This window comes from Leptospira kirschneri serovar Cynopteri str. 3522 CT (assembly GCF_000243695.2).
Lineage (GTDB): Bacteria > Spirochaetota > Leptospiria > Leptospirales > Leptospiraceae > Leptospira > Leptospira kirschneri.
This window is the reverse complement of the sequence record NZ_AHMN02000004.1, coordinates 271,179-297,171: the sequence shown is the minus strand read 5'-3', so window position 1 is coordinate 297,171 and position 25,993 is coordinate 271,179. Positions and strand designations below refer to the sequence as shown.

Genomic DNA, 25,993 nt, shown 5'->3' with positions numbered 1-25,993 from the left:
GTTATCTATTTAAAACATCATAAAAAAATTTGAAAGTGGAATCTGCAGTCTTTTTCCAGTTATAAATTTTACTTCTTTTGTATGCATTTCGAGCTAATTTCGTTCTTAGATTAGGTGACTCGATCAATTTACCCAAAGAATCAGCTATACTAATTGGATCCTCAGGATTAAAATATAAAGCATTATCCAACAAAATTTCCTTCATAGAAGACATGTTTGAACAGGCAATTGGCAAACCTGCTGCCATTGCTTCCGTTACGATTTGTCCAAAAGTTTCACAAGAAGAAGCAAAAACGAAAATGTCAGCAGAATGATATTTTTTTTGAAGCTTTTCATGTGCTATTTGACCTGTATAATAAATATACTTTCCTAAGGGATCGTATTGATTCATTTTGTTGATCAATAGTTTTAAACTTGGTTCATAAGCAGAACCTATAAATTCAATTGAAACGGGAAGTTTTAAATCATGTAAGATAGAAACAGCTTCAGCAACATTCCATTGATGTTTATACATATCAACTGTTGAAACATATAAAATTTTAAGAGGTTTCGAAAACGTGTATTCATTTACTTTTTTTTGTTTTTTTGTTTCTTTCGAAAACCTGGAATGAATGCCATGAGGTATAATTGCAGTTCTATGTAAAGATTTCTTAATGATTTTTTGTACTAAATCCTTTGCATATCTTGTTAGAAAAATAATACCATTCGCCTTTCGAAAAGTTGCAGATTGTAAAAAATAAAGAATTACATTTCGAATAAACTGCCAAGATAGCCCATAACGTTTCATCTCTTTCCATTCAAAAGGTAGAAGATTTTGATTAATAGTAACAAAAGGTCTAAAATTTCCTAAATAATATCCACCGGGTATAAATAATAAATCACAGTCCTTTGCTTTTTTTCTAAGTATAAATTTCTGCCAATAAATCCTCCAAAGAAGGGATTTATCCAAAAAAGACTCATGACTTTTTTTTAACCAATTTCGATTTTCTAATTTGTTTAAGATTTTTTCTCCGCCCCATACTATCACTTTTTCAAAACCGTAATAAGTCGGATCAGCCGCTCTTAAAACTTCAACTAGATGAGCCACTCCTCCTCCACTATAAATATTTGAAGCATCAATTCCCAAAATCATTGCGAAAATTTAAATTAAGTTATAAAAATAAACTAATACTGTTAAACATAAGAAATAATTATAAATTACTCAAACCAAAATCAACCAATCTCGTTATTTCAAGAAATAATTTTATTTTTAATTTTGATAATTATAAAATTAGAATAATATAATAAAATACTTAAAATGATCGTGAATTCAAATATATATTTAATTAAAGTATTTGGAAGATCTCTAAAAAAGAAAAAAGGAAGAAAAGAACAAATCGCTATGTAAATACCGGACAAACTCTCGTTTCTTTTTAGAAAATTCAAACTTAAAGATAATAAAAACATAAAAATCATAGAACCAATCAATCCAAAGTTTGCCATTAATTCTACATAGTTATGAGTCGTTCCTTGAAATACACTGATTGGTTTTCCCATTTCAGTTACGGCCTGAATATATTTAAATTTTTCCGGAAATATTATAGAAGGAATCATTCCAATGAAGTCCACCAAACAGTCTTCTTGATAGCGTCAATTTAAAAGATTATTCTCAAACATTCTACTAAGTTATTATAAATTTAGTGCCACGAATTTTTATCGCTAGGAGATTCAGTATTACTGATTCCTATCAAATTGAGTATCGTAAATTTTTATTGTAAAACCTTGTCTCAACACAAAATACTCGGTATTTTATTTTATAGTTCTGAGTAGAATAAAAATGTTTATTTATCTAAGAACCGCTAAGCTTTTAAAATGTAATAAACTAGATAAAGAAAAATCAATAGGGCGCCCCCAATTTCAAATAAATAAACTCTATACCTTACAGTAGACAAGAAACTTCCATAAATCGATATGCTATAAAATAAAGGTAATATCATAATTCTATATCTTTCATGAATAAATGGACCAGCCATTGCTACTGCAAATGATAAAAAAATAAAATAAATAATCGAAAATAGAAAAATTCTATTTTTGCTTTTAAAAGCATAAAATACGCCAACAACAAAAAAAGGTATTGAAAATATATTTATTAAGGTTCCTATACTAATCAACCAATTCCATCGGAACTCAAATTTATGCAAAGGAAAAGGAGAAATGAAATAAGCAAATGATTTTAAAGGTAATAAATAAATATTATATATATTAATATTAGAAAAGTATTTTTTCGTAATTGAATTATTTCTATAAATAAAGTAATCTTGTGTATATGAAGGACTACCATGGCCAATGTTATCTCCGCTTATTATTTTATCGAAAAATTTTTCAAATATTTTCTTTTGAAAATGCCCACTCATAAAATCAGAAAAAAATAAAAACATTATAAAGACGCAAAAATGCAAAAGTATAAACGATGCCGTTATTTTACTCCTTTTTTTATGCCAAAGAAATAAAGTAAAAAATATTAGAAATTCAACTACAAGAACAAGACCACTTCTTACAAATGCCATTACAATTAACGGCAATAGTAAAATTAGTAATTTAATAATTCTAAATTCCTTTAAAGCATTAAAATTTAAATAGAAAATCATAAATATCAAAAACGTTACTATAACATCTTTATGTCCTAAGTGAGTTGCTACAAGTTCATCTGGCATGATAAAAATCATGAGTACAAGCCAAAAAAAATGTTTAGGGTTTAAATATTCTTTTAGAAAATGCACTACAATAAATACTGTAAACAATTTTGTGAACATTAAAAAAGAAATTATATAAAACTGATTATCTCCACCCATTAAACTATATAAGACCGAATAGAGATAAGCTATTTTTTCCTCCATCCCTACTCTATTCATCGTGTAGTTCATTATCCCGTCACGATAAAGCCCAAAAGTCAGCATGCCCATCAAAAAAAAATTGCTTTCCTTCTACAGGACCTGGGTCAATTGATTCGAAACCAGGCGGTAAATGAAATGTAGTAGCAAAATTATCTTTATGAGAATAAAGAAAAAGAGCAGTAACGATTGTAAAATAAATAGCAAAAATTGATAAAATTTGAATTGTTAAATTTATATCTATCTTCAATAGCCGTGTAAAAAAATATCCGACCAAAGCTACAATTAAAAAGAAATTCAAATATGACAACAAACTAAAATTTGCACCTAAATGCCAAACCGTTTGAATGCAACTATAACATCCTATACAAAATATAAAACAAAGAATGAACACAATAAGGGAAACATTTCGATTTTCCAATATTAGTGTATATAGATTATTCCAAAATTTACTATATTCTTTCATTGCTAAAAAACTATTTCTCATTTCTTTATAATTTTTAATATTACTCACAATTATATAATAAAGTACCTAATATTTTGCATGGAATCAGTGTTTTGTGATAAAATTAACAGTACTCAATTTTATAGAGATCAGTAAGCAATTTCTATAAAATAGAACATTGGAAGAACATACTTCCTGTGAGAATCAATTCAAACTTAGATGTAATGTCATACATAGCTACTATCCTATAAAAGAAAGTATCTAAATACATCAGCCTGCTCAATAACTTTTGAAAAAACTCGCATTTGATTTCAATTTTCCCAAAGTAAAGTAGTCACATAAAAGTGAACAGTCTTTTTAAACAATATTTCTCTCAAATTCTTTAGAGTTCATTTGGACAACTTAACTTGTTAGATCTTTCAATATGTTCTTTTTAATTCTTTCTTTTGCTTGAGCGTTAACTTAGACGGTCCGCTGCTAATCCTATTTTATTTGACACTTCTATCCTTTTTTCTCATATTGATCACTCTAATTCATCACTGATTGCTTACTGACTTCAAGTTCTTTAGTTATTTTATAGCAATATGAAGTTTTTCTTAAGTAAACGGATTTCTTTTTTCTTTAAATCTTTGAGTATATTTTGTTTTTTTCAAATCTCACAGAGCTATCTTTTTTGAGCTCTTATTCGGATTACTCATTTTTACAAGAATGAATAAAGCGAATTTAATAAAAAGTTTAAGATTGATTCCCTCAAACCACTGCATTTATTTGACAGATCATAACACGGTCTATTTATTTTCTTCTTTAGCTTTGATCTTAAAAACTTAATAGGTATTTATCTTTCCAAATGAAATTGAAAATTAAGAACTTTTCGCTTTTGCTAGTACTATCAGTGTCTCTCCTCCCAATAATCTAACACCTAAATCTTTATGAAACCAATAGAAAATTTTCCTAGGAACTGACATCATTCTTGTTTTTAAAGATCGATTTGGAGAAGATAATGAAGCCTGGGTATAATCCCAATGCAAGATATCATAACCAGAATCTTTAAGCGTTTCCAAAGCTAAATCTTTAGTATAATAATGTAAGTGACCGACTTTTTCACGAACACTCAATAAAGGAGTATTCCTTAAGACTGCAAGAACACTTAAATCTAAAGGGATATGAAAAACAAAATATTTCGCAAACGTTAAAGACTTTTCAAGAAAAGTAAATGGATCTCTCACATGTTCAAAGACGTCCAACATCAAAATCAAATCATATTTTTTTTTATTCAATGAATGAAAATCACCTAGATAAAACTTTAAACGATTTTTCAGTGAATTATTTTTTATATTTTCTCTCCAAAAAGGGGCAAGTTGTGGTGAAATATCAAAACCAAATAACTGAGAAAGAACAAATTCATTCCCTATATACAACAAATTATCTCCAGTCCCACAACCAATCTCACATATTGTTTTTGGTTTCATAGCAAACTTTCGAAGAATTTTACTCACTTGCTCTACTTTCCAAGAAGAATCTTCTCTATCCCAATTTGGATTTTTTTGCAAATAGGATCCATCAGTATATCTTTTTTCAATTATCATTCTTATTCTTATTCTTTTAAACTCTCTAATTTATGACCTTCATTATTTCGAACATTCAATAAGTGAAAAAATTCCACTAAACATACTTTCAAAATATGAAAAAAACTTAAATACTTACAAGAAATTGAATATATTAAAAGATTATACAATCATTTTCATTAAAACTGATTTTAAGAAAACATCTACAAACAAATTAAGAGAATCAATATAAAATGAATTTTTCAGTCTCTGCTCGCCAAACAATACTTTATGTAGAAATTTGATTTACTGTTGATAAATACATAACAGAATATCGATCTTTACTGCAAAAGCTCATTTGAATCCAAAATATTAGGTTTTTTATTATACAACTTTGAATAGTAACCAGGAATCAATCATAACCTTACCCACAAGTATTTAGATTTCAATATTAAATCTGTGGGAATTACGACAAATCCTCTGTAAAACTGAGTTCCCGCCCTTATTTTTGGGTGGGGGCGGAGGTGGAGAAATTCGGAAGACTTTTCTCTATCAGAAAAACATGCTTTTTGCAAGTAAAAAGACTCATTCTTGTCGGAACACTTGAAAAATGTGCGTTTTTGAGCCTTCTTATTCTAAAATCCTATTCAACTTGTGGGTAAGGTTATGGGAATCAATAGCTCTCTGCATGACAATTACTATCAAATTCGAATACAAAGATAACATTTAGAAATAAAACCTTAAACAACTAAGAGCCGGTCTCAAAACTACCTATCAAAAAAGTTAAAAGCAATGATAGAGCTTGCGAGATAAAGAGATGCAAGATAATTTTCAGATTTTCTTTCCCAACGAATTAGGATAGCCCTGAATCGATTGTGCCAACTGTTAGTTCTTTCAACGACCCATCTTCGAGGCTTTCCTTTATATTTACCGATCAATGGTTTCTCGCCTCTTCTTCGAATGTGAGGCCGGATATTTCTTCTTCTAATTAATTTTTCTGTATCTTTAAAGTCATATCCTTTATCTAAACAAAGATGTTTTGGTTTCTTTCTTCTTTTTCCGGAAAATATTAGGATTGAATTCAACGTATCTTTTACAGCGTGTTTATCATGAACATTAGCTCCAGTCAATGTAATTGCCAAAGGAATTCCATTTCCATCTGTAAGAATATGCCGTTTAACCCCTAATTTGGCACGGTCTGTAGGGTTTTTCCCAGTTAAGCTCCCCCTTTGGGAGCTTTAACCATTGCTGAATCCATCGAAGCCCAGTCCCATGCTATCTGATTCTTTACATCATAATATTTTAAAATAGATTTATAAATCTTTTTGAATACTCCTGCTCGTTCCCATTCTTGAAATCTTCTGTGACAAGTTTGGCCAGATCCAAACTCATTGGGAATGGCACGCCACTGACAGCCTGTTTTCATTCGATAGATGATACCGGCCATTACTAATCGTGTTGGTACACGATTACGACCTCCTTTCGGATTTACCTTTTCTTTCGGGATCAATGGGGCTATTTGTTTCCAAAGTGCATCCGGTATCTCTGAATAATATTTGTCCATTTCACAAGTAAATAATTACGATTCAAAAGTACAACCAGCTTTGAGACCGGCTCTAACTCTATTATAAAATATTTACTGCTTCTTATACAATAGGACACAATAATCTTTCAGACAAATTATTTGCTTAGAAACGAAAGCTTAAGTATTTTATTATACAACTTTGGATAATAAGAATTATCTTTGAATAATCTAAGTTACAATTTAATCTACAACTTTTCATAACTCTAGATAAACAAAAATCTTATAAAAAACTAATCAAACTCCTAAAGATTTCTAAGACAAAATATCTGATAATTCCCTTTTTTTTAAAACTGAGACAAGAGCCAAAAAAAGCCCTTTAATTCTACCAAACTCCATACCAAGCAATTTAAACTTAAATAAAATAGAATATTTGAATATATTAACTAATGCAATTGCAAACAGAGCTATCGAAGATTTAAAAATGCTTAAATCTGAATATTGCGAAACGAAAAAAATCATCCAAATTGAAAGAATCTCACCTCGATACCAAAGTTGAGAAAAAGTAAGCTGGCTTATTAGTACATCATCATGAATTACTTTTGATTCAGCACAAACATACATAGGATACATCTTTCCAATTGGATAACTGAAAATTAGGTCCTCGCAAGGTGCCCATTTAGCATCAATACTTTTTTTATGAATATTTGCAATTAATATATCTTGTCTCCAGGTAGTCGCCCCTCCATTTAACCATTCCGTTTTGATATTCTCTTTCACATTTGTAACGGAAGTTGGGAAACCACTTTTCAAAATAACTCCTGGTCGTTTTGAACTGAGATAAAATAAAATTTTCCAAAAACTGGATCTATGAGTTTCCATATTTGTAATATTAAATCCAATTCCTGCAGTTTCAGGCTCTACTTGATTCCAAAAATTTAATATTTTCTCTATTGCATCGGGCTCTAAGATAATATCATCGTCCAAAGTGGCTACAAGTTTTGTTTTTTTAGTTAACTTTGAAACACCCATTTTTCTTTGGCGAATTTGACCAGGAGGATCACAAAAAAAATACTCTATCGGAAGTTTATCTTTAAATTTCAAAATGTCTTTTCGAATATCACTTCCACTTGCAACCACAATAATTCGACCAACTGTAAGTGTTTGAATAGAAAGACTATTTAAAAGATTTTTAATTTTATGAAGGCGATCCTTTGTAGGAATAAGCACGCAAATATCTTTACTTTTGAATTTATTCATTGATTTTTTTAAATTAAAATAAGTAGAACTATTGAAAAATTATTATCAAACATTTCAATGCAAAAAAATTTATATATTTGCGACTAAAGACTCGTCTCAAACTTGCAATGCAGAAATTTACAAATTAATTAAAAATAAAATTATATAAAGTTTCGAAATAAGCTTTCAAATGTAAAAAATTTTTAGCAACTATAGCTTTTATTTAAAAAGTTTCATTATCTAATTTTTTAAAGTTAAATGAAAACTACTTCACTACAATTTTTATATGAAGAGGTATTATAAATTTTTAGACAAACTCTTGTTTAGAAACAGAATTTTGGATATTTTATTAGAGTTGTTGAAAAATTCCATAGTGAAAATTAGTAAAATTGCTTCACAATTTGTCCATTCAATCCAATACAAACAGATCAAGAATTAATTTTTCAACAACTCTATTGTTTAATTTTAAGCAAAAGAGATTGTTTTTGTTTAAAAAGTTTCCACTAAAACGTAAAGATTCTATTTTTTATTTTTTAAGAAATCTTAATAAAATAAATTTTTAACTTGTACAGCCAACTTCGTGCGAAAATTTGACTTTGAAAATTACCGTTTTTCGATTTTACAGAAGTTCATTCCATTTTTTGAATTCTCAAATATAAATTATTAAATGAATAAGTCTGTATTTTTTTAACTTATTTTATCCAGTCGTAAGTCGAATTAAATTTTTAACTGCTATGAGCAGCTTATTCAAACATTCTTTTCAAAGAATCCTTGAAGGATATAACTATCTAAAATTCCTTTTGCATTTAAAACATAGTCAGCAAATTCCCTTACAGCACCATTCCCCCCTCTAGATTTTAAAATTAAATCTGCGACTTTTTTAACTGAAGGATGAGCATCTGAAGGACATATAAACAGTTGAGTAATAGAACGAACCGGTAAATCATTTATATCATCTCCAATATAAGCAACCTCTTGCAAAGAAATTCCCAATTGATTCATTAAAGACTGTAAACTCGCCTTTTTATCATCAATTCCAACCATACAATATTTAATTCCCAAAGATTTTGCTCTTACATGAATGATGTTGGAAGGATTTCCACTCAATATCGCTACATTTAATTCTTTGCAGAGAAGTTTAATTCCAAGACCATCTTTTACGTCAAATGTCTTAAAAAATTCTCCATGTTCATTATAATATAATTTTCCATCGGTTAAAATTCCATCTACATCGATGACAATTAATTTTAGTTTTTTAAGGACGGAATTATTTTTCATCAAAAAGCAAAAGGCTGTTTTAAAAAGAAAATTCATTTTTTATTTAGAAGAAAAAACAATATCCTTTGCAAATTTTTCTAAATCACTTTTTCTATAAGGTTTCATATATTCTAAAATATATTCTTTCGCAATTTTTTTCTCTGAAAGATATTCTCGAAAATTCATATCCTCAAAAAAAGAAATTCCATCCAACAAGGATTTTGAATCATTAAATTCTTTCTTCAAAGCAGTACAATACTTTAATGGATCATCAGAAGACCACCAAGTATCTTGAAAACGTAATAGCGGAATTCCCATAAACGCAGCATAAAGAGCCGAAGTTGAACCTTTATAAATTGCTAGATCCGCCTTTAACAAATCCTCTTCTAAAGATACATTGCTTGAAACGATAACCTTCTGAAATAAAGGATTTTCTCTAATTAAATTAAATTCAGGATTTGAAATTGGATATACAGGATGACATCTTACCAGAATTGTTTTGCCAGGAATATTTAAAATTGTATCCATAACTAATTTAAGTAGTTTTGGCATTGTATTCAGTCCTTCTAATAAAACTAAAACCGTTTTTATTTTTCCATTTAGCTTATTTTTATCTCTTATATTAAAAAGATTAGGCCCTCGTAAGTCATAACCAATAGTTATATGATCCTCTTTATAACTACCAAACTTCATTAGAATTTCTTTTGCATTCAAGCCTGTAACTAAAATTGTATCTGGGCTTGGCTTTAAGTCCCATTCATCATAAAGTAACCTGTATTTTCTATGAGATTCAAGAATCGAACAATGTAGAAAACCAAAGTTTTTTTGTACAAGATGAGAATTTTCTTGGCATGCCCTATCTATAGCCCTCTCCCATGGATTGTTTTCATAAGTATGAAATATTATAGATTTCTTATTCTTTTTAAGAAAATTTGTAAAAGAAAAATAATAAGCAACTCCTAAAAGCCTTCTTATATATGATTCTCTAAATTCTTCCGAAACTAACTCGTATAAAATTTTCGTATAATTAGAAGAAGGTTCAGGTAATTTTAATCTCAAAAAATACTCACGAATACTTACAAAAAGCCATTGCAAAAATGATAAAAAAGAAAAGTATTTAAGTAAATTAGAAATTTCTAAATCCTTTTTTTCAAAAAGAGTAGATTCCCATTCTATACCCGGATCTGCCGGACCCAAAATTATGACTTTTTTTCGTAATTGATTCATCAATTTCGGCAATTCGCCAAAGTAATGATCAAAAATATTTTTCTCATTAAAATCTACTTTTAAGGGGTGAAGTGGCCTAACGAAAACTACATCAAAATCGGTTTTTGTATTTCTTATAATTTTATAAAAACTCTTTAGTGCATGGTAAAACAAAAGCATCAATATTTTAATAAAATAAAGAAACGTTTTGTAGACTAAAATCCTTTTAAAGGTAATTTTAAACCATTTCTCTTGGGAATTTAATTCATTAGGATTGCTTAATTTTCGAACCCATTCAATGTATCTTTCCTGAACGTTAGTTCCAAATCTTTCTCTTGAAGAAGAAGGAACAAACCACCATGAAGAAGATTTTGCAAATGATTTATTACAAAGATAAATATATTGATCATATTCTTCTTTAGCAATCTTATAAAAATCCATATTTTTTTGAATGTAATTCGATCTATACCTAAGGAATTTAAATTGAATTTATAAACCATTCCCAAAACGGTCCTAAATTAGCTTTGACTACAACTTGATGAGAAAACGTGAATTCAACATAAAAGCTTAAGTTTTATAAAAAGACTTGAAAACTTCTACTAAAAAGTTCAATGATAAAAGAATTGCTCAAAAACTTATAAGAAAAGATGCAATCCATAAAAACTACTGTAAATTTACGTTTTATGGACAAGTTTTAGTTTTGTTATAAAAACGTTGTAGTTCTTATATTTAATAAGATTTTTGGAAAAAACTATAAATACAATTAATGATTTAATATAGAAGTTAAATAAGTGTTCTGTATTTCAGATATTTTCAATTTTTCCAACACTTCCTCTACTTCTCCAGGTTCATTAATAGAAGGCAGAGTATGATCGAAAGGTACAGACATAAGTTTATATTCATTTTCAATAATTCTCATTTGTTCTATAAATTCAAATGTTTCAAAATTGGAAGATTTCATTTTAGATAATTTTAATAAAAAATTTTTCTCATATGCAATAATTCCTAAAATTTTTCGAATCATTGTTTTAGTATCTTCAAACTTTCCGTAACAAGGAGATCGCCTAAAGCAGAATTGAATTCTTCCATTAGAATTTACAAAACACTTCACAAAAGAATGACGATCCAATTCCTCTATATGTTCAATCGGCCCAGTTGCATTCCAGGTAACCGTATCTGTATTATCTTCTTTAACTTTGTCTACAAACAAAATCAAATCTTCAGGAAGTAACAGAGGTTCATCCGCTTGTAAAAGTACGACATGCGTACAGTCCACTTTTTCAATCGCTTCCGCTATCCGAGTAGTTCCGTTTTTATGTGTACTTGAAGTTACGATAACTTTTCCACCAAAACCTTCGATCAAAGATTGAATCTCTCTATCGCAAGTGGCAACAATAACATCCGAAAAAGCTCCTGAAAGAATTGCTCTTCTCCGAACGTGTTCTATCATAGGTAAACCATGAATCTCAAATAAAACCTTTTTAGGAAAACGAACCGAAGCAAGGTGAGCAGGAATCATAGCTACTATTTTTTTATTCATTGAGGAAATACTCCACAGTCAACATTAACATTTTGACCAGTAATAGCCGAAGCGTCTTCAGAAGCGAAAAAAAGACAAAGCGATGCAACTTCTTTAGCATTTGGTAATCTTCCTAAAGCAGAATTAGATTTAGTAAAATCAGATAAAAATTTTTCAGGATTCCCTTGTGCAGGAGAATCAGGTTGTTTCAACGCATGTAAAAGTCCATCTGTAGAAACTAAAACCGGACAAACCCCATTAACTCTAATTCCTTTCGGACCAAGCTCTTTAGCGAGAGATTGAGTCAATCCGTTCATACCAAATTTAGAAGCAACATAGAGTGAATTGTTACTGCTCCCCCTTTTACCGGCTAAACTCGAAATATTGATGATAGAACCGCCTTCCTTTAAGTACTTGGAGGCAACCTTACATCCCCAAAATGTTCCTTTTAAATTCGTTGAGATCATCAAATCAAAAAATTCTTCATCGATATTTTCAATAGGTCTCCATTCAGAAAATCCAGCATTGTTAATATAAACGTCCAAGCGCCCAGTCCAAGAAATAGCTTCTTTCACAAGTTTATCATGATCCGATTCTTTACACACATTAGTTGATACAAAACGTACTCGATCTCCAAATCTTGAAAAATCTATTTTTTGCCTGGCCCCCACAACTACATGATAACCCGCTTCAAAAAATGCATCAGTAATTCCTAAACCAATTCCTTTACTTCCACCCGTGATAATTGCTGTTTTTCTCATTTTTACCTAACTTAAATTGATTTAAAAATGCACAAAGAATCTCTTCCTAAATTTATGAAGTAAAAGTGCATTTATTTTAAATAGATATAGTTTAATCTTCTTGAATAAAAGCTTTCGGAATATATGCCTTTTGCCTATCGGATAAATGATTAAATGTATATTTTGGAATATTATAATATTTCTTTTCCCATTTTGAATAAAAAGGTTTAGGAATAAAAACGGCAAATCCTAAATCTCTAAAACCTTTTATCGGTAAATTTGCCCGATGCAATCCTCTAGTGTCTTCTAAAATAACAGTTCCAGCCTTTACAATCGATTTAATTCTTTTACCACTGTCTTCAGGGTAAATAGTATCCACTTCTTCATCGGAAAAATATGGCTTGCCATCAAGCTGCCGATCCACTACTGAACCCGCTATGTATTCGTGCGGCCCATTTTCGATTTCACAATCAGTTAGAAAAAAGAAAGCTTTGAGTAGATGATCTGGATGATTTTGATCTCTATGCCAAAAATGATTCATAACCTTATACTTCGCTAGAAAATTTCTACGAAGATAAGCTTCTGCAAGATAAGGTCTCACTCCCATGTATTGTTCTATTAGTTCTAGAATTTGATCATCTAACCATGTTTGTATAAAATTTGGATCTTTAGGCAAAAATACCTTTAAATTGGAAGGTGCAAATTCCTTAAGAATTTGGTTATAACTTTTTATATCGGATTGATCGAATGTAATTCCAAACTCTTTCATCTGAGAAGGAGAATATTTGAAATAGCTCTCTATAAGTGGTTTGTGTTTACTTTCTACTATTTTAGTCTGCGCCAAACACGGCGTTTCAAACTCACATCCCACTTCAACTTGATTTCTAAAAATGGATTGAAGAGTATTCAATCTAGATTTTTCAATCCCATTTTCTATTATGACATACCCTTCTTTCCTCAATTGAGCCAAACGATTTTGTTGAATTTGAGAAAGAGTTTTATCCGATTTACGTATGTATCTTCCAATAAATTGAATTTTGTTTTTGGTTTTAGAAACTAGAGCTTTCATATTTTACTCTCAAATTTGTTCTATATTACGAATGCCTATTTATTTTTAGAGACAATTGCTCTTAGCCACCAAGACGGATTTGATTTTTCACGAATAGCTTCTGATGGAAGAATCATCAGAATTTCAAGACTTGATAAATAACTTCGCATTTTTGGGAAAAAAACAGAAATAGGAAGTATTACCCTAAGTTTTAGGAATAAACCGACAATTCTCAAATATATTCGATTTAATATTTTTTTTGAAAAAGACTGCACTATACTAGGTCCAAAATATCCTAAGCTAATCACGCGCATATCGATTCTATTAAAAAGCTGATTCATTGATTCCTTATTAAAAAAAAGAAGATGTGGCTCCTCTTTATCTTTAAATAAATAATCCTGACAAGGTACTTCTATAAAAATGAATCCTACGTTTTTTAAACTACTTGATAGTTCCTTTAAAAAACGTTTTGGATCATTTGTATGTTCTAATACATGAGAAACAACGATAAGATCGAAATAATTCGGTGGTATTTCCTTAAAAGAAGAATATTGAAAACTTACTAAACCTTTGAATCTTTCTCTATTTATTAAATCAGATTCTAATATGGAATATTCAGAGTTTGGAAATCGTTGTAACCAGAATTTGAGGAAATCGCCAGCTCCTGGTCCAATTTCTAAAATTTTAAGATTTAGATCTTGCCTCTTTTGAATCGTTTCAATAACATAATTGGCTCGGATCTTGTTAATCGCAGCCTGATAAGCTGTAGCCATCGGATGAGTTGATAATCCTCCATGTGCATTCACAAAATAAGAAGAATTATATTTGTCTAATTCCTCATCTTTGGGAAGTGGATCTGCAAAAACAAAGGTACAATTATTACATTTTTTTAATTCTAAATTTCGAAATAACTCAGAATCTCCTCTGTAAGATCGAACAAAAGTTATAGAGATAGAACTGCATACTGGACAGGAATCTGACATTTTATTTATATCTTAGGATCTAATTATTTTGAAAAAACAAATGTGAAGGTACTATATAAAACAAAATTCAATGTTAAAATTCCTAATTTTAAGAAATTCTTTTATATCAAACTTGCATCTTGTTTAGAAATTATTAAAAAGTAATCAAAGAATCTATACAAATTAAATTTTTAATTTAATCATATTACTGCCAACATCGATTTTATTCTTAAATTTAATTTTAGGATCACTATTTTTAGCTTTTTATAGTAAGTTTCTTTAAAATAAATTGCCCAAAAACAATCGGTAAATTTCACAAAACTCAATAAAATACAACATATCAGTTCAGTTAGTTTACGAACCTTTGCATCAATTTCTTGTTACTAAACCTATATGTTGCTTTTAGAATATTCATAATCAATAATGTATTACATAATGTTATAAAATTATTTTTCATTTCTTTTCTTGATGATCTTTGCAGGCACCCCTCCAACAACTGAGTATGATGGGATATCTTTGGTCACTACAGAACCTGCGGCTATAACCGAACCCTTACCAATACGAATTCCTCCCACTAAAACCACATTAGAAGCAACCCAGACATCTGTTTCTAAAATAATATTGTCTATTTTATGTCCTTGTTTTTGAATCGGCAATTCAATTGAATCGAAATTATGATTCGCAGTTCGAAAAACCACATTCGGTCCAATTAAACATCTATCACCGATATCAATGATTCCACCAATCGACGCATTAATATGAACATTTCGATTCAAAAACACTTCATTTCCGATTCTTATTTCACCGCCAAAAGCCGAAAAAAATGCAAATGCACCTACCCCACAAATTTTCACCTATAGAAATATTTTCAAAACAATCGATTTCAACACCATGATGAAAATGAACATTATCTCCGATTTTTTTAAGTCTTTTGGAAAAATAAAAATATCGAAGCTTACTCCCTAATCTACCAGGAATCCAACTAATAATTCCATTAAGATAAGATAATAACTCTTCAACAATTAATTTCATAAAACATAAATACTCTTTAATTACTGTATCGCTCAGGGTTATATAATAAAGTACCTAATATTTTGGATTGAGACAGTATTTTGTGATAAAAATTTAAGATATACAATTTTATAGAGATCAGTAATCAAACTTTTAGAAAATATACTGCGATATTGACAATGACATTTGATTGATAATTTTAGAGTAGAATACTCCAGCTTATTTTTACTTTTTAGTATAGAAAATACTTGATATGATTTAAAGTTTTCTCTGAAGCGAAATATCTGATTTTATTTGCTTTGAAACTGTTTTATATTTTTTTAAAATTATAGAATCAACGCTTAACAAAGTTACTTCTATAAAAATTATTTTTATTTGAATAATTTTTTAACTTTGATAAAAATTAAAACCGATAGGATATTATTCTAACTACTACTTTAAACCCAAACAACATGTTTATAATTTATACATTAAAATAACATCTCTTTAAAATTATATCGTCATACAAGAAAAGCCACCATCCACAGCAATTTCTGCACCAGTAACAAATCTAGAAGCATCTGAAGCAAGCCAAAGGATAGCACCTAATAGTTCGTTCGGTTCACCAAATCTTCCCATTGCCGTATGAGTCAAAATGGATTTTTCTCTCTCAGGAGTAATAACGTTTTTTCGATTCCACTCAGTAGGAAAAAATCCTGGTCGAATTGCATTGACTCTTACACCTTTCATTCCCCATTCTCTTCCTAAATTTTGAGTCAAATTTTTAATTCCCGCCTTGGCTACAGAATAAGTAAATACTTTTGATAATGGCGGCCCTGCCGAAGCGGAAGAAATATTAATGATCGAACCTTTACCTTTACCAACCATATACTCCCCGAACACCTGACACCCTAAAAAGGTTCCAGTTATTTGAGAATCCAAAACCGAATTCCATTCCTCTAAAGATATTTCAAAAAAAGGACTGGTTCCATTAATACCCGCGCCATTAATCAAGATGTCTATATCACCGAACTCCGATAAAATCTCTTTCAAACAAGCTTTATGTTCTTCTTTTTTAGAAACGTCTAATGCAAGAGATAAAGGTCGAGAATATCCTTCTAATTTAATTTCATCCGCCACTCGACCCGCTTTTTCTTTTCGCAAATCAATTACTGCAACTTTACAACCCGCTCTGGCAAACCCCTTCGCCATTTCACTACAAAGATATCCACCGCCACCGATTACTGCAGCGACTTTATTCTCTAAGTTAAAAAATTTTGTTATATAATTACTCTCTAATCTTTCCATTACACACCCAATTTCTTAAAAGAATCCATCATCGTTTTCATAGATTCCGCCCATTTCCAAAGTACAAATAAATCCGATCCTAAAATGGAATAAGTATAACCTTGATCAAAATGTTTTTTTAATCCATCTTGTGTAACGTCAGCAATTTGCGAGCCGCAACTTTTTCCAAATTTTTCGCAGGCAAGAATGACTTTTTTAGAAGCTTCTAAAACGGAAGGATGTGTTGTCTGCCCTGGAACTCCCAAAGAACCAGACATATCATAGGGCCCAATCATCACTCCATCTACTTCATCAAAAGATAATAAAGATTCTATGTTTTCCACAGCTTGGATCGATTCAATTTGGAGAATTAAAATCGACGAAGAATTCCATTCTCGAACATATTCATCAAAAATAAATCCATAACCTTGGGCTCGATTCACTCCAAAACTTCTTTTGCCCATAGACGGATATTTATTTAAATCGATTAAGTTTCGAACTTCTTCTTTAGTATTCACCATTGGATACAACATTCCATCTGCTCCCGAATCCAATAGAGGTTTTGTCCAATCATTGGAATGAGAAACAGGACGAGGCAAACATAAACTACCTTCTGATTGACTCGCAGCGATAATTCTCTGAGCCTGTTCGAGAGAAATTGTAGCGTGCTCCATATCAATTGCGATAAAATCAAATCCTGCTTTTGCAAACGTCTCTGTAATAGAAGGATGAGCATAAGATATCCATCCACCAAAAAGCCTTTTTCTATTTTTAAATTTGTTTTTAATTTCTTTTCTATGATTCATATATTTAATTTTACTAATCTATGCCTGACCGGCCATCATATCTTCTATAAAAGGGAGGCTTAAAGGCATAATATTCTTGATGCCAAGGGCATAAATCATCTATTAGAACTTCATCATACTCCTTCCAAGGATATTTTTTAAACGATACTACGGTTCCATCTGGTAATTTCTTTTCCTCTCTGTTACAACAATAAAAATATACATCTTTCTTTTTGGAAATTTCTCTCATATCTTCAAAATATTGATGAATTACTTCATTATTCATCTCCTGCATAGATGCAATATTAATAATCAAGTCAGTAGGAATGAGTTTTAAAAAACTTTGGTTTGAAGCTTGAATCGTAATCAAATTAAATTCGCTATTCAATGCATCAATTAAATCCTTTTCTTCATTCACCAAACAGTATTTAAAACCATAATAATTTGAAATTTTCGAAAAATATTCAATATCAACTAATAAAGTTTTTGATAGATTTATTAAGATAACTTTTTTTACAAATTTACTTGCAAGTAAAAGTGATGACATACATGCAAATCCATCCCCAATCACTATTGTTATATTAAAGTTTTCATAATTCTTCAATTTGTTTTTTAAAAAGCATAATGTTAACGTCTGCCTTAATGCATCTAAATCGTAAGCTCTATTCTGTAAATCAGTGATTTTATTCATTACTGAATCGAGAATTCTAAATTCATTATTATATTCAATGGCTAATTTTCTGAAACGTTTCTGAAAATTTTTATGAAGAAAAGATCGAATCAAAGTTTTTTTTCAAAACCACCAAATCCAATTACTCCTTGAATCGATCCATCAGAATTAACTTTGAAATCTCTATGATATTTTTTCCAATGAGAAGAAGTTACATTTTCATCATTTTTCAGATTATTTATGAGTATTTTTTTAGATTCATTTTCTAAAAATATCACTTTATTCCCCTAAAATAGAGCTAATAGCAGGATGTAAATGTAATAATCCGATCAATCTATGATTTGAATCCACAACTGGCAAATCCCATACATGTTTTGCACCCATTAAATTTACACCATCAATTAGTTTAGCGTCAGGGCTAATACATATTGGTGATTTTATAGAATGTTCTAAAGCATCATCCACAAAAAGAGCTGAAAACGGTTTCTGAACTTTCAATAATTTTCTTCGAATATCTCCATCTGTCACAAGACCAAGTAATTTAGAATCATCATCCACAATACAAGCAATTCCTAAATTGAATTTACCCATTGTTTCCAGTGCTTCTTTTAGAATCGTTGTTTCCTTTAATACTGGAAAGGAATCTGGCCTCAACATCACTTCTCGAACTAATTTGTTACGATTAATTTCTGTGGACATTATCTTCTCCCCATTTTTCTAAAAGTTCCAATCTTTGCTCGTGCATATACTTTGCTTGAGAAAGAATTCTTTCAAGATATTGAATGTCTAACACTGTGTTAGCGTCCGATTTTGCATTTGGAGGATCGTTATGAACTTCCATAAACAAAGCATTAATTCCAACCGCAGCAGCTCCTCTCACTAAATGGGGAATGTATTCTCTTTGACCTCCAGATATATTACCCATCGAAGTAGGTAATTGAATGGAATGTGTAGCGTCAAAACATACCGGATAACCAGTTTCAGCCATAATCGGAAAACATTTAAAATCGTTTACCAACATATTGTATCCAAAAAAAGTTCCACGATCTGTAAGTAAAATTTGATGATTTCCATTTGCTTCAATTTTCCGGACCGAATTCTTCATATTCCAAGGACTCATAAATTGTCCTTTCTTAAGATGAACTGGTCGTTTTGTGAGAGCCGCAGCTCGCAAAATCGATGTTTGACGACAAAGATAAGCTGGAACTTGGACTAAATCACAAACTTCTCCAGTAGCAGCGCCCCAAGAAGCATCGGAAAAATCCGAAGTTACAGGAATTCCGAATTCGTCTCGAACGTCAGAAAGAATCTTCAAACCATCATCTAATCCCAGACCATGAAAACTATCTGGAGCAGAACGACAATCTTTGTCGTAACAAGCTTTTAAGATCCAAGGAATTTTAACTCGATCGCAGATTTCTTGAATCCTTTTAGCCATCATAAACGTATGTTCTTTGGATTCAATCGCACAAGGACCACCAATAAAAACAAGTGGTAAAGTTTCGCCGATTTTTACTTTGGATACCTTTCCGTATCCGATTTCGATGATTTTTGGTTTCATATAAGTTTTAGATTTTTTTTATTTAATAGATTTTTTTAGAATCAAAATGAAAACAGCTACAGCTTTGCTATCTAAGTTTTGTTAATATCTCAAAGTATTGTGAACTAATTGGCCGAAGTCCCAATGTTTCAAATAATTTACCTTCATTAATGTGAGAAAAATGAATTGGAAAGATATCGAAATACTTAATTTCTCGATCCTCGTTTATATAATGAAAAAAATTAGTCTTATTAGGATAGGTAGGATTGAAAAAAGGACCGCTAACAAAACGATTCACTAAAAATACTAAATCTGACTTTTGAAAAGGAATCGAATTAAAATAATTCAAAAAAGTTTCTGTGTTCATCTCTCCAAAAGAAAAAAAATTGGTAGATAGATTAAATTTTTTATCTTTAATCAAAGAATATTTTTCAATTGGTATATATACTATGGATCCATCATGTACTAAATCAAGATTAAAATTAGAACTTATTTGGTTAGGAAGAATATGTTTTGCATTCGAATATAATAATTTCAAATAAATATAACTTCTACAAAGTTGATGATTAAAATCAACTAAGAATATTTTTGTATTCGGTCTATATTTTTTTACTAAACCCTGTAAACCGCCATAATAACAACCAATATCTAACCAAGTAAAATTTGAATTTGTTTCAAATAAACTAAGAATTCTCTTAGTCAAATAAACATATCTAAGCCAACGACTATTAAAACTGAAACCTTCTTTTAAATAAGCAATCGTGCCACCAGGAGTTTTATCAACTGGGTTTTCTTTGAGAATCCCCTCTGCTCCAATTGATTTTATTATTTGTAAATCATCAATCAAACCTTGTTTTCGAAACTTAGTTTGATATAAATCAATTGTATTTTCGTAAATATACCGAGCTAAATTGAAAAAAATTTTTTTCGATAATAAATTACGTAAAGATAATTGAATTGGAACAGGCAAATCACTTTGTTTATTCCAGTTTCTAAAATTTTTTTCATTAAAATTTGCACTTAAATTGAAATTTTGGTAATGGGAAGATACGATATCTTTATGTTTAATATCCAAATCAGCTATAGTTTCCTGTGAAAAATAATCTGAATTATCAATAAAATCCCTTGCTAAATCTTGAATTTTTTTATCCATATAACTGATGTTGCTTTTAAAAAGAATTGTCATTTTATTGCTAAAAAACCTTCAAAACATATATATTTCATTACAGTCATAATATCTACAAATCCTGCCCTTTTCATCAAGTCTATATTTCCTTGTGTAGAGAAAGGTTCTAAAACCCCTTTTAAACTTCTGGCTTTACTAATAACTTCATCTGTTGAAAAGCCTTGCTCCAATTTATAATCGTTGTAAAGAGAGGTCATCATATCTTGAAAACGAGCATCCGAAGCCCTAACTTTTTCAAAAAGCAATAAAGCCCCCCCCCAATTTAAGGATTTATAAATTGTATCAAAAATTTCCTGACGTTCTTTAGGGTGAACAAATTGCAACGTATAATAAGAAATGAATAAATCTGCTTTTTTATATGGGTAAGTCTTAATATTATCAGTAACAAAACTTACATTGCTCAAATGAGAGTTATTTTCCTTGGCTTTCTGAATCATTTCTTCCTCAATATCGACTCCCACCCATTCTACACTCTTTTTATTACTATGATGAGAAGAAAGTTTTGCAATTAGCTCTCCAACAGAAGTACCCAATTCATAACAAACAGAATCGTTCTTTACAAAAAAATCACTTATCCCGCAAATTAAATCGTGCCCCTCCATATAGAATGGTACAGAACGTCTTACATGGGATGAAAAGTTTCTAGCGACCCCTTCTCCAAAAGTCCAAGAAGCATTCTTCGCTAAAATACCATCTCCGACGAATTCACTCTTATCTGCCATTAATTGCTCCTCCTCGTTGAGGTTGTTAAAATCTCCACTAATTTAGCTGTGTGATTAGAACGCTTTGATTCGTAAAAACCATTATTTCTATCAAATATATTTTTATCTTTCTTTAATAATATTTTTGAAATTTTTCCCTTTAGTTGATCGAATGAATGAGTTATATGGTCATTCAATTTTAAATAACGGTGATAAACAGCTTTATTGGCCGCATCATGAAAAATAAAATGTTTTCCTTTATTCATAGCAATCAATACCGGCGAAGTGAAAGGCATACCTATTGCCAAATCACAAATCTCTATGGGAAACCAAGGATTTATCTTATCATCAAAAGTTATTAAACGACCTGATTTCAAAGTAAACTCCAAAAGTTTCGTTATTCTTTCAGTTGCTTGAAATTTATTTATATTTAAATTTCGCTTTGGTTTATAGAGCATAACAAGTTCTTCATAAAATTCAAGTAATCGTATACAATCACTTAAGAAAATGAATAAATTTTCCTCAGTATTATAATCAGGCCAAGGAAATGAAAGGAGAGTATTCGATTTTAAATTAAGAGGAGGAATATCAAATATTGTAATTATAAATTTTCGCTGGATATTTTTAGGAAGATGCTTCTCTCGTAGGTTTTTATTACTGTCCTCCGGCTCTAAACCCGGCATTAAGGGACCTGATATATACACTTGTCCCTTATATTTATGGTATAAAAGAAATTGTTTAAATTCTTCATGCCAAACTACAAATTCTGAACAAATGATTTCACAAAAATAAGCATATGAATCTTTATGGATCATCTTTTTAGTGTAATTAAAGGAGTTCGCACTATAAGCGTAAATAATCGTTTTAACATTCTTACTATTCAATAGAACTACTAACGGTTTCTCAGAACCTATAGAACTTATAGATGTCAAATACGATATGATATTTTGCTTCTGAATAAAGCGATCCCAAATAATCAGGTCTGAGGTAATTGAATTGATAAAAACAAATTCCAAATTTCGAAAGATTAAACTAAGGTCCAACAAAAATTTCAACACATATTTCCAAATCAATAGAAATCGATCAAATCTAGAGAGGAAAATGGAAAGATCAGAATTATGATTGATATAATTTATTCCAAATTGTTTAACAAAAACTCGTTGTTGTTCGGTCAAATGAGGTAAAATAAACAACATGCTTTCTTTTAAATTTGGGTAAAGTTTTATGAGCCATAGAAAACTCCGATCATTCGAATCAAAATTTAGCTCATTTGGATTAATCGAATCATTAATGATCTTAAATTGATGTTTAAGTGGTACATGAAAAAATCGAATCATTAAATTCATTAAAATCGAACAAACTTTAAGCAAGTTAACTATGTACAACTCAATTGATTCAAGAGAAATATTAAGAATATTTAAAATTCTAAAACTTCGTTTAATGATAAATTCTTGTGCCTCAGGAAAAGAATTAAATAGAATCTTAGAATGTACATTTTCAACAAACCAAATATCTTGCAATTTTTTTGATAAATGAAATAAAACAAATTGTACTTCAAAATATAGACAATTAACTTGGTCCATCTTCGGACGAAAATCTGTCGAAAGCAAGTTTAAGACTTTTGTAGATCTTTTTTGAAAATGATTCATGTAAAAGTCAGCTGCTTCATTTCTTAATGTTTCAATTGAATCTTCGTCATAATACTCTCCCCAATCTAGTAATTTTATAAATGGACAGTACATCTTAATCCATTTATTTGAGAATCGCACAATTTGTATTTTAAAGAAGAAAGATAAAGGTAAAACTAAAAATAAATTTACAAAACTAACTCGGTAAAAAATAATCATAATTACTTTACTAACTTTCGACTCTTAATTCAGATTCTGGTCTAATAAATTTCTGCTATCCGTTTTTATATAAATGCCTATAAAGAAGAACAGAATTTTTATTAATTTGAGAAAAGTTACTCTATCAAGTTCCAACTTACTGGAGTCCCTCTGAAGACATTCTGAGATACTCGCTTCCCAACCACTATATCCAAATACTTCGGTGGCAATCCGTATCCTGGTCGGATACTTTTCACATTTCGTTCCGTAATCTTATCGCCCACATTCATATCTTCTACAACATACAATGATCTTCTAAATATCATTGATGCTTTTTCTTTTTCTGTAGGACCATAAGTAACTTTGCCCAAAGACTGCCATGCTCGCTCAGTTTCAACAACAAGTGATTTCAATTCATCTGGTTCCATTGAAAATACGGAATCAACTCCACCTTCTTCTCTATTTAGAGTAAAATGCTTTTCAATCACAGTCGCGCCTAACGCAACACTGGCAACTGCAACCCCAATTCCTAAAGTATGATCCGATAAACCAATCTCACACTGAAAAAGTTCTCTCATATGAGGAATTGTCAAGATATTAGTGTTATCAGGAGTAGCCGGGTAAGTACTAGTACATTTAAGTAAAATCAACTGATTATTTCCAGTCGCTAGAACCGTATCCACAGCTTCAGCAATTTCTTGAATGTTTGCCATACCAGTGGAAATTATAATGGGCTTACCAGTATTAGCCACTTTTCGGATCAAAGGAAGATCTATATTTTCAAAAGAAGCAATTTTATAAGCAGGGGCATTTAAAGATTCCAAAAAATCAACTGCAGTAAAATCAAAGGGAGAACTAAAGCATAGAATTCCCTTTTCTTTGGCACGTTTAAAAATTGATTCATGCCATTCCCATGGTGTATATGCTTTTTTATAAAGATCGTATAAAGATTCCCCTTTCCACAAACTTTTTGGATCTGATATAAAAAACTCACCTTCTTTTTTATCAATTGTAATTGTATCCGCCGTATAAGTTTGCAATTTAATTGCATGTGCGCCTGCATCTGCAGCGGCATCTACTATTTCCAACGCTCTCTCTAAGGATTGATTGTGGTTTCCCGACATTTCTGCAATGATGTAGGGTTTAAAATTATTTCCAATTTTTTGATTTCCGATGATTATTTCGTTCATAATTACTTATTTTAAAATAATTTCATACGAATATGAAATTTGATCATTGATAGCTTCTTGAAAACCCAAGGCTAAAAACGTTTTTCTTGATGCAACATTTTCGTTCTTAACGACACCAAGCACTTTAGTAGGTTTTTGAATGGACTTTTTAATTTCATACATACCCATTTCGATAATTTTCCTTCCGAAACCTTTTCCACGAACTTCAGACTTTAGTGAGTAATTGAGTAAAAGGATTTCGCTCGAATTGACCTCATCAAATCTAATTACTCCAAGAGGTTGAGAATTGAATTCAAAAATATACCAGAATGGACAAGTTAAAAGTTTTTCCTGAAACCAAGTCTTATGTTCATTAATCGTTATCGACTTAGTTGAAAACGAATTTGTTCTTACAAGTGGATCATTTGCCCAATCAAAAAGAATTTCCAAATCTTCAATTTTCACTTTTCTAAGTGTAAATTCTTTGTCAGACATTATTGAAGATTCCATTTAACAATGAGTTTTTGAAAAATGATTTTAATTTCTTATTTAAATCTTCTCGAATCTTTCTATCTTGATTTTTCTCAATTAACTCCGATAGATATGCAAGCGCTCCTTTTGAAGTTATCTTTTCAAAAAGAATAATTGGAATTCCGCAATATTTATACCATGTTTGAACATTTAATTTTTGATTTTCAGCTGTTTCAATTATTATCATAGGAACTGCACACTTTGCCAACTCATAAGTGGTTTGACCTCCAGCTGTTACTGCTAAATCTACAGAAAGCATCAAATCACGCATTTCACTTGCACTCACTCGCAAATGCAACTTTGTATTTCTATCCGTTATACTTTTGATTTCTTTAATATTCTGAAAAGAAGAACCTACAACTATTTCTTTTTTCCATTCAGGTTTTATTTTAATCAAAACTTCTAAAATTTTCGGGACTAGATTTAACTGGTCACTCCCTCCGAGAGTGACCAAGATTGACTCTACTTTTTCACGAACATTAGGAAATATAAAGTTTTCACGGTAAGGCTTTCTAAGTAGGACATATTCAATTCCGGTTAGAACCGTATTTTTAGTCCCATCATAATTTATGCATTGTCCCCCAAGACCTGGGTTAAGAATTATAGATTTTTCTGGATAAGGTATTCGATTCGTATCGTCTATACAAATTAGTTTCTGGGTTTTTTTGTTAATTGTCTCATAAATCTGAATATCTGCCAGATAAGAATCTACAAAAACAATTTGAGGATTTTCTTGATTTAAAAAATAGAAAAGCATTTCCAGATTCTTCCAATCTAAAACTCGAATTGGAACATTTATTTGCCCTCCCAGCCCGGTTCCATCCGTATGTAGAACGATTTCCACGTTACGTTTAGATTCTTGAAGAATTTCTGCAAGTGCAATACATCGACTTAAGTGACCAAGACCTGTAAAGGTTAGACATTCTGTAAAAATAAAAACTTTATCTTTCAAAATT

At 30.4% G+C, this 25,993-nt stretch carries 22 protein-coding genes and 4 pseudogenes; 1 reads left to right on the top strand and 25 read right to left on the bottom strand.

Going from position 1 to position 25,993, the window contains the following annotated elements:
• Position 1 precedes the first annotated feature (1 nt).
• The 5 genes and pseudogenes from LEP1GSC049_RS222740 to LEP1GSC049_RS222750 form a co-directional block, all read right to left on the bottom strand.
• Positions 2-1,132 (bottom strand): glycosyltransferase family 4 protein, encoded by a 1,131-nt coding sequence (locus tag LEP1GSC049_RS222740; protein ID WP_004758273.1) that lies wholly within the window; start codon positions 1,130-1,132, stop codon positions 2-4.
• Positions 1,133-1,230: 98 nt separating this feature from the next.
• Positions 1,231-1,611: pseudogene (locus LEP1GSC049_RS222745) on the bottom strand (hypothetical protein); the annotation flags it as partial.
• Positions 1,612-1,838: 227 nt separating this feature from the next.
• Complete coding sequence (locus LEP1GSC049_RS02000000224435; protein ID WP_244266172.1) at positions 1,839-2,942, bottom strand: hypothetical protein; 1,104 nt, start codon at positions 2,940-2,942, stop codon at positions 1,839-1,841.
• Positions 2,911-3,384: a hypothetical protein gene (locus LEP1GSC049_RS2000000228635; RefSeq protein WP_016560456.1), complete on the bottom strand. Its 474-nt coding sequence runs from the start codon at positions 3,382-3,384 to the stop codon at positions 2,911-2,913. Before LEP1GSC049_RS2000000228635 ends, LEP1GSC049_RS02000000224435 begins: the two co-directional genes overlap by 32 nt.
• A gap of 791 nt (positions 3,385-4,175) precedes the next feature.
• Entirely contained in the window at positions 4,176-4,901 is a 726-nt protein-coding gene (locus LEP1GSC049_RS222750) for a class I SAM-dependent methyltransferase (protein ID WP_016750902.1), read from the bottom strand.
• Between the two features lie 363 nt (positions 4,902-5,264).
• On the opposite strand from LEP1GSC049_RS222750, the pseudogene LEP1GSC049_RS2000000229335 reads away from it, so the two are divergent.
• A pseudogene (locus LEP1GSC049_RS2000000229335) lies at positions 5,265-5,345 on the top strand (Imm7 family immunity protein); the annotation flags it as partial.
• A 281-nt stretch (positions 5,346-5,626) separates the two neighbouring features.
• Here LEP1GSC049_RS2000000229335 and LEP1GSC049_RS2000000227295 read toward each other — a convergent pair.
• The 20 genes and pseudogenes from LEP1GSC049_RS2000000227295 to pseG all read right to left on the bottom strand — a co-directional run bounded on the left by LEP1GSC049_RS2000000227295 (position 5,627) and on the right by pseG (position 25,989).
• Positions 5,627-6,423, bottom strand: a protein-coding gene (locus tag LEP1GSC049_RS2000000227295) for an IS5 family transposase (RefSeq protein ID WP_162833664.1) whose coding sequence is annotated in 2 segments (ribosomal slippage) — positions 5,627-6,078 and positions 6,078-6,423 — 798 coding nt in all. Because the reading frame shifts where the segments join, the coding sequence is not laid out codon by codon here.
• A gap of 273 nt (positions 6,424-6,696) precedes the next feature.
• A complete protein-coding gene (locus LEP1GSC049_RS222760; protein WP_016750158.1) occupies positions 6,697-7,641 on the bottom strand; it encodes a glycosyltransferase family 2 protein in 945 nt (314 codons plus the stop codon).
• A 726-nt stretch (positions 7,642-8,367) separates the two neighbouring features.
• Positions 8,368-8,934, bottom strand: coding sequence for a KdsC family phosphatase (locus LEP1GSC049_RS222765; RefSeq protein ID WP_016748641.1), 567 nt, complete (start codon positions 8,932-8,934; stop codon positions 8,368-8,370).
• 3 nt (positions 8,935-8,937) lie between these two features.
• Positions 8,938-10,524, bottom strand: a complete 1,587-nt coding sequence (locus LEP1GSC049_RS222770) for a hypothetical protein (RefSeq protein ID WP_016560467.1) — start codon at positions 10,522-10,524, stop codon at positions 8,938-8,940.
• Between the two features lie 322 nt (positions 10,525-10,846).
• Positions 10,847-11,623 (bottom strand): cytidylyltransferase domain-containing protein, encoded by a 777-nt coding sequence (locus LEP1GSC049_RS222775; RefSeq protein WP_016560530.1) that lies wholly within the window; start codon positions 11,621-11,623, stop codon positions 10,847-10,849.
• Complete coding sequence (locus LEP1GSC049_RS222780; protein WP_004755437.1) at positions 11,620-12,363, bottom strand: SDR family NAD(P)-dependent oxidoreductase; 744 nt, start codon at positions 12,361-12,363, stop codon at positions 11,620-11,622. The genes LEP1GSC049_RS222775 and LEP1GSC049_RS222780 overlap by 4 nt, the downstream gene beginning before the upstream one ends.
• 91 nt (positions 12,364-12,454) lie before the next feature.
• A complete protein-coding gene (locus tag LEP1GSC049_RS222785) occupies positions 12,455-13,411 on the bottom strand; it encodes a phytanoyl-CoA dioxygenase family protein (RefSeq protein ID WP_016560468.1) in 957 nt (318 codons plus the stop codon).
• Between the two features lie 35 nt (positions 13,412-13,446).
• Entirely contained in the window at positions 13,447-14,373 is a 927-nt protein-coding gene (locus tag LEP1GSC049_RS222790) for a class I SAM-dependent methyltransferase (protein WP_004754038.1), read from the bottom strand.
• A 425-nt stretch (positions 14,374-14,798) separates the two neighbouring features.
• Positions 14,799-15,384 (bottom strand): annotated as a pseudogene (locus tag LEP1GSC049_RS02000000224430) (acyltransferase).
• Between the two features lie 471 nt (positions 15,385-15,855).
• Complete coding sequence (locus LEP1GSC049_RS222795; RefSeq protein WP_016560493.1) at positions 15,856-16,650, bottom strand: SDR family oxidoreductase; 795 nt, start codon at positions 16,648-16,650, stop codon at positions 15,856-15,858.
• Positions 16,650-17,435 (bottom strand): HpcH/HpaI aldolase family protein, encoded by a 786-nt coding sequence (locus LEP1GSC049_RS222800; RefSeq protein ID WP_004755081.1) that lies wholly within the window; start codon positions 17,433-17,435, stop codon positions 16,650-16,652. The genes LEP1GSC049_RS222795 and LEP1GSC049_RS222800 overlap by 1 nt, the downstream gene beginning before the upstream one ends.
• Positions 17,432-18,362, bottom strand: a pseudogene (locus LEP1GSC049_RS2000000225495) (sugar O-methyltransferase). Before LEP1GSC049_RS2000000225495 ends, LEP1GSC049_RS222800 begins: the two are co-directional and overlap by 4 nt.
• Before the next feature lies 1 nt (position 18,363).
• A complete protein-coding gene (locus LEP1GSC049_RS222805; protein ID WP_004755403.1) occupies positions 18,364-18,783 on the bottom strand; it encodes a CBS domain-containing protein in 420 nt (139 codons plus the stop codon).
• On the bottom strand, positions 18,767-19,645 hold the full coding sequence (gene kdsA / locus LEP1GSC049_RS222810) for a 3-deoxy-8-phosphooctulonate synthase (RefSeq protein ID WP_004754697.1): 879 nt from the start codon (positions 19,643-19,645) through the stop codon (positions 18,767-18,769). The genes LEP1GSC049_RS222805 and kdsA overlap by 17 nt, the downstream gene beginning before the upstream one ends.
• Before the next feature lie 67 nt (positions 19,646-19,712).
• Positions 19,713-20,810: a putative sugar O-methyltransferase gene (locus tag LEP1GSC049_RS222815; protein ID WP_016560457.1), complete on the bottom strand. Its 1,098-nt coding sequence runs from the start codon at positions 20,808-20,810 to the stop codon at positions 19,713-19,715.
• Positions 20,807-21,532 carry a methyltransferase domain-containing protein gene (locus LEP1GSC049_RS222820; protein WP_004753843.1) on the bottom strand — a complete coding sequence of 242 codons (726 nt, stop codon included), beginning with the start codon at positions 21,530-21,532 and terminating at the stop codon, positions 20,807-20,809. The genes LEP1GSC049_RS222815 and LEP1GSC049_RS222820 overlap by 4 nt, the downstream gene beginning before the upstream one ends.
• Positions 21,532-23,358 (bottom strand): polysaccharide biosynthesis PFTS motif protein, encoded by a 1,827-nt coding sequence (locus LEP1GSC049_RS222825; protein WP_004777126.1) that lies wholly within the window; start codon positions 23,356-23,358, stop codon positions 21,532-21,534. Before LEP1GSC049_RS222825 ends, LEP1GSC049_RS222820 begins: the two co-directional genes overlap by 1 nt.
• A gap of 116 nt (positions 23,359-23,474) precedes the next feature.
• A complete protein-coding gene (gene pseI, locus LEP1GSC049_RS222830) occupies positions 23,475-24,527 on the bottom strand; it encodes a pseudaminic acid synthase (protein WP_004754396.1) in 1,053 nt (350 codons plus the stop codon).
• A 6-nt stretch (positions 24,528-24,533) separates the two neighbouring features.
• Positions 24,534-25,001 (bottom strand): GNAT family N-acetyltransferase, encoded by a 468-nt coding sequence (locus LEP1GSC049_RS222835; protein WP_004758378.1) that lies wholly within the window; start codon positions 24,999-25,001, stop codon positions 24,534-24,536.
• On the bottom strand, positions 24,994-25,989 hold the full coding sequence (gene pseG / locus LEP1GSC049_RS222840; RefSeq protein WP_004754565.1) for a UDP-2,4-diacetamido-2,4,6-trideoxy-beta-L-altropyranose hydrolase: 996 nt from the start codon (positions 25,987-25,989) through the stop codon (positions 24,994-24,996). Before pseG ends, LEP1GSC049_RS222835 begins: the two co-directional genes overlap by 8 nt.
• Positions 25,990-25,993: the final 4 nt, after the last annotated feature.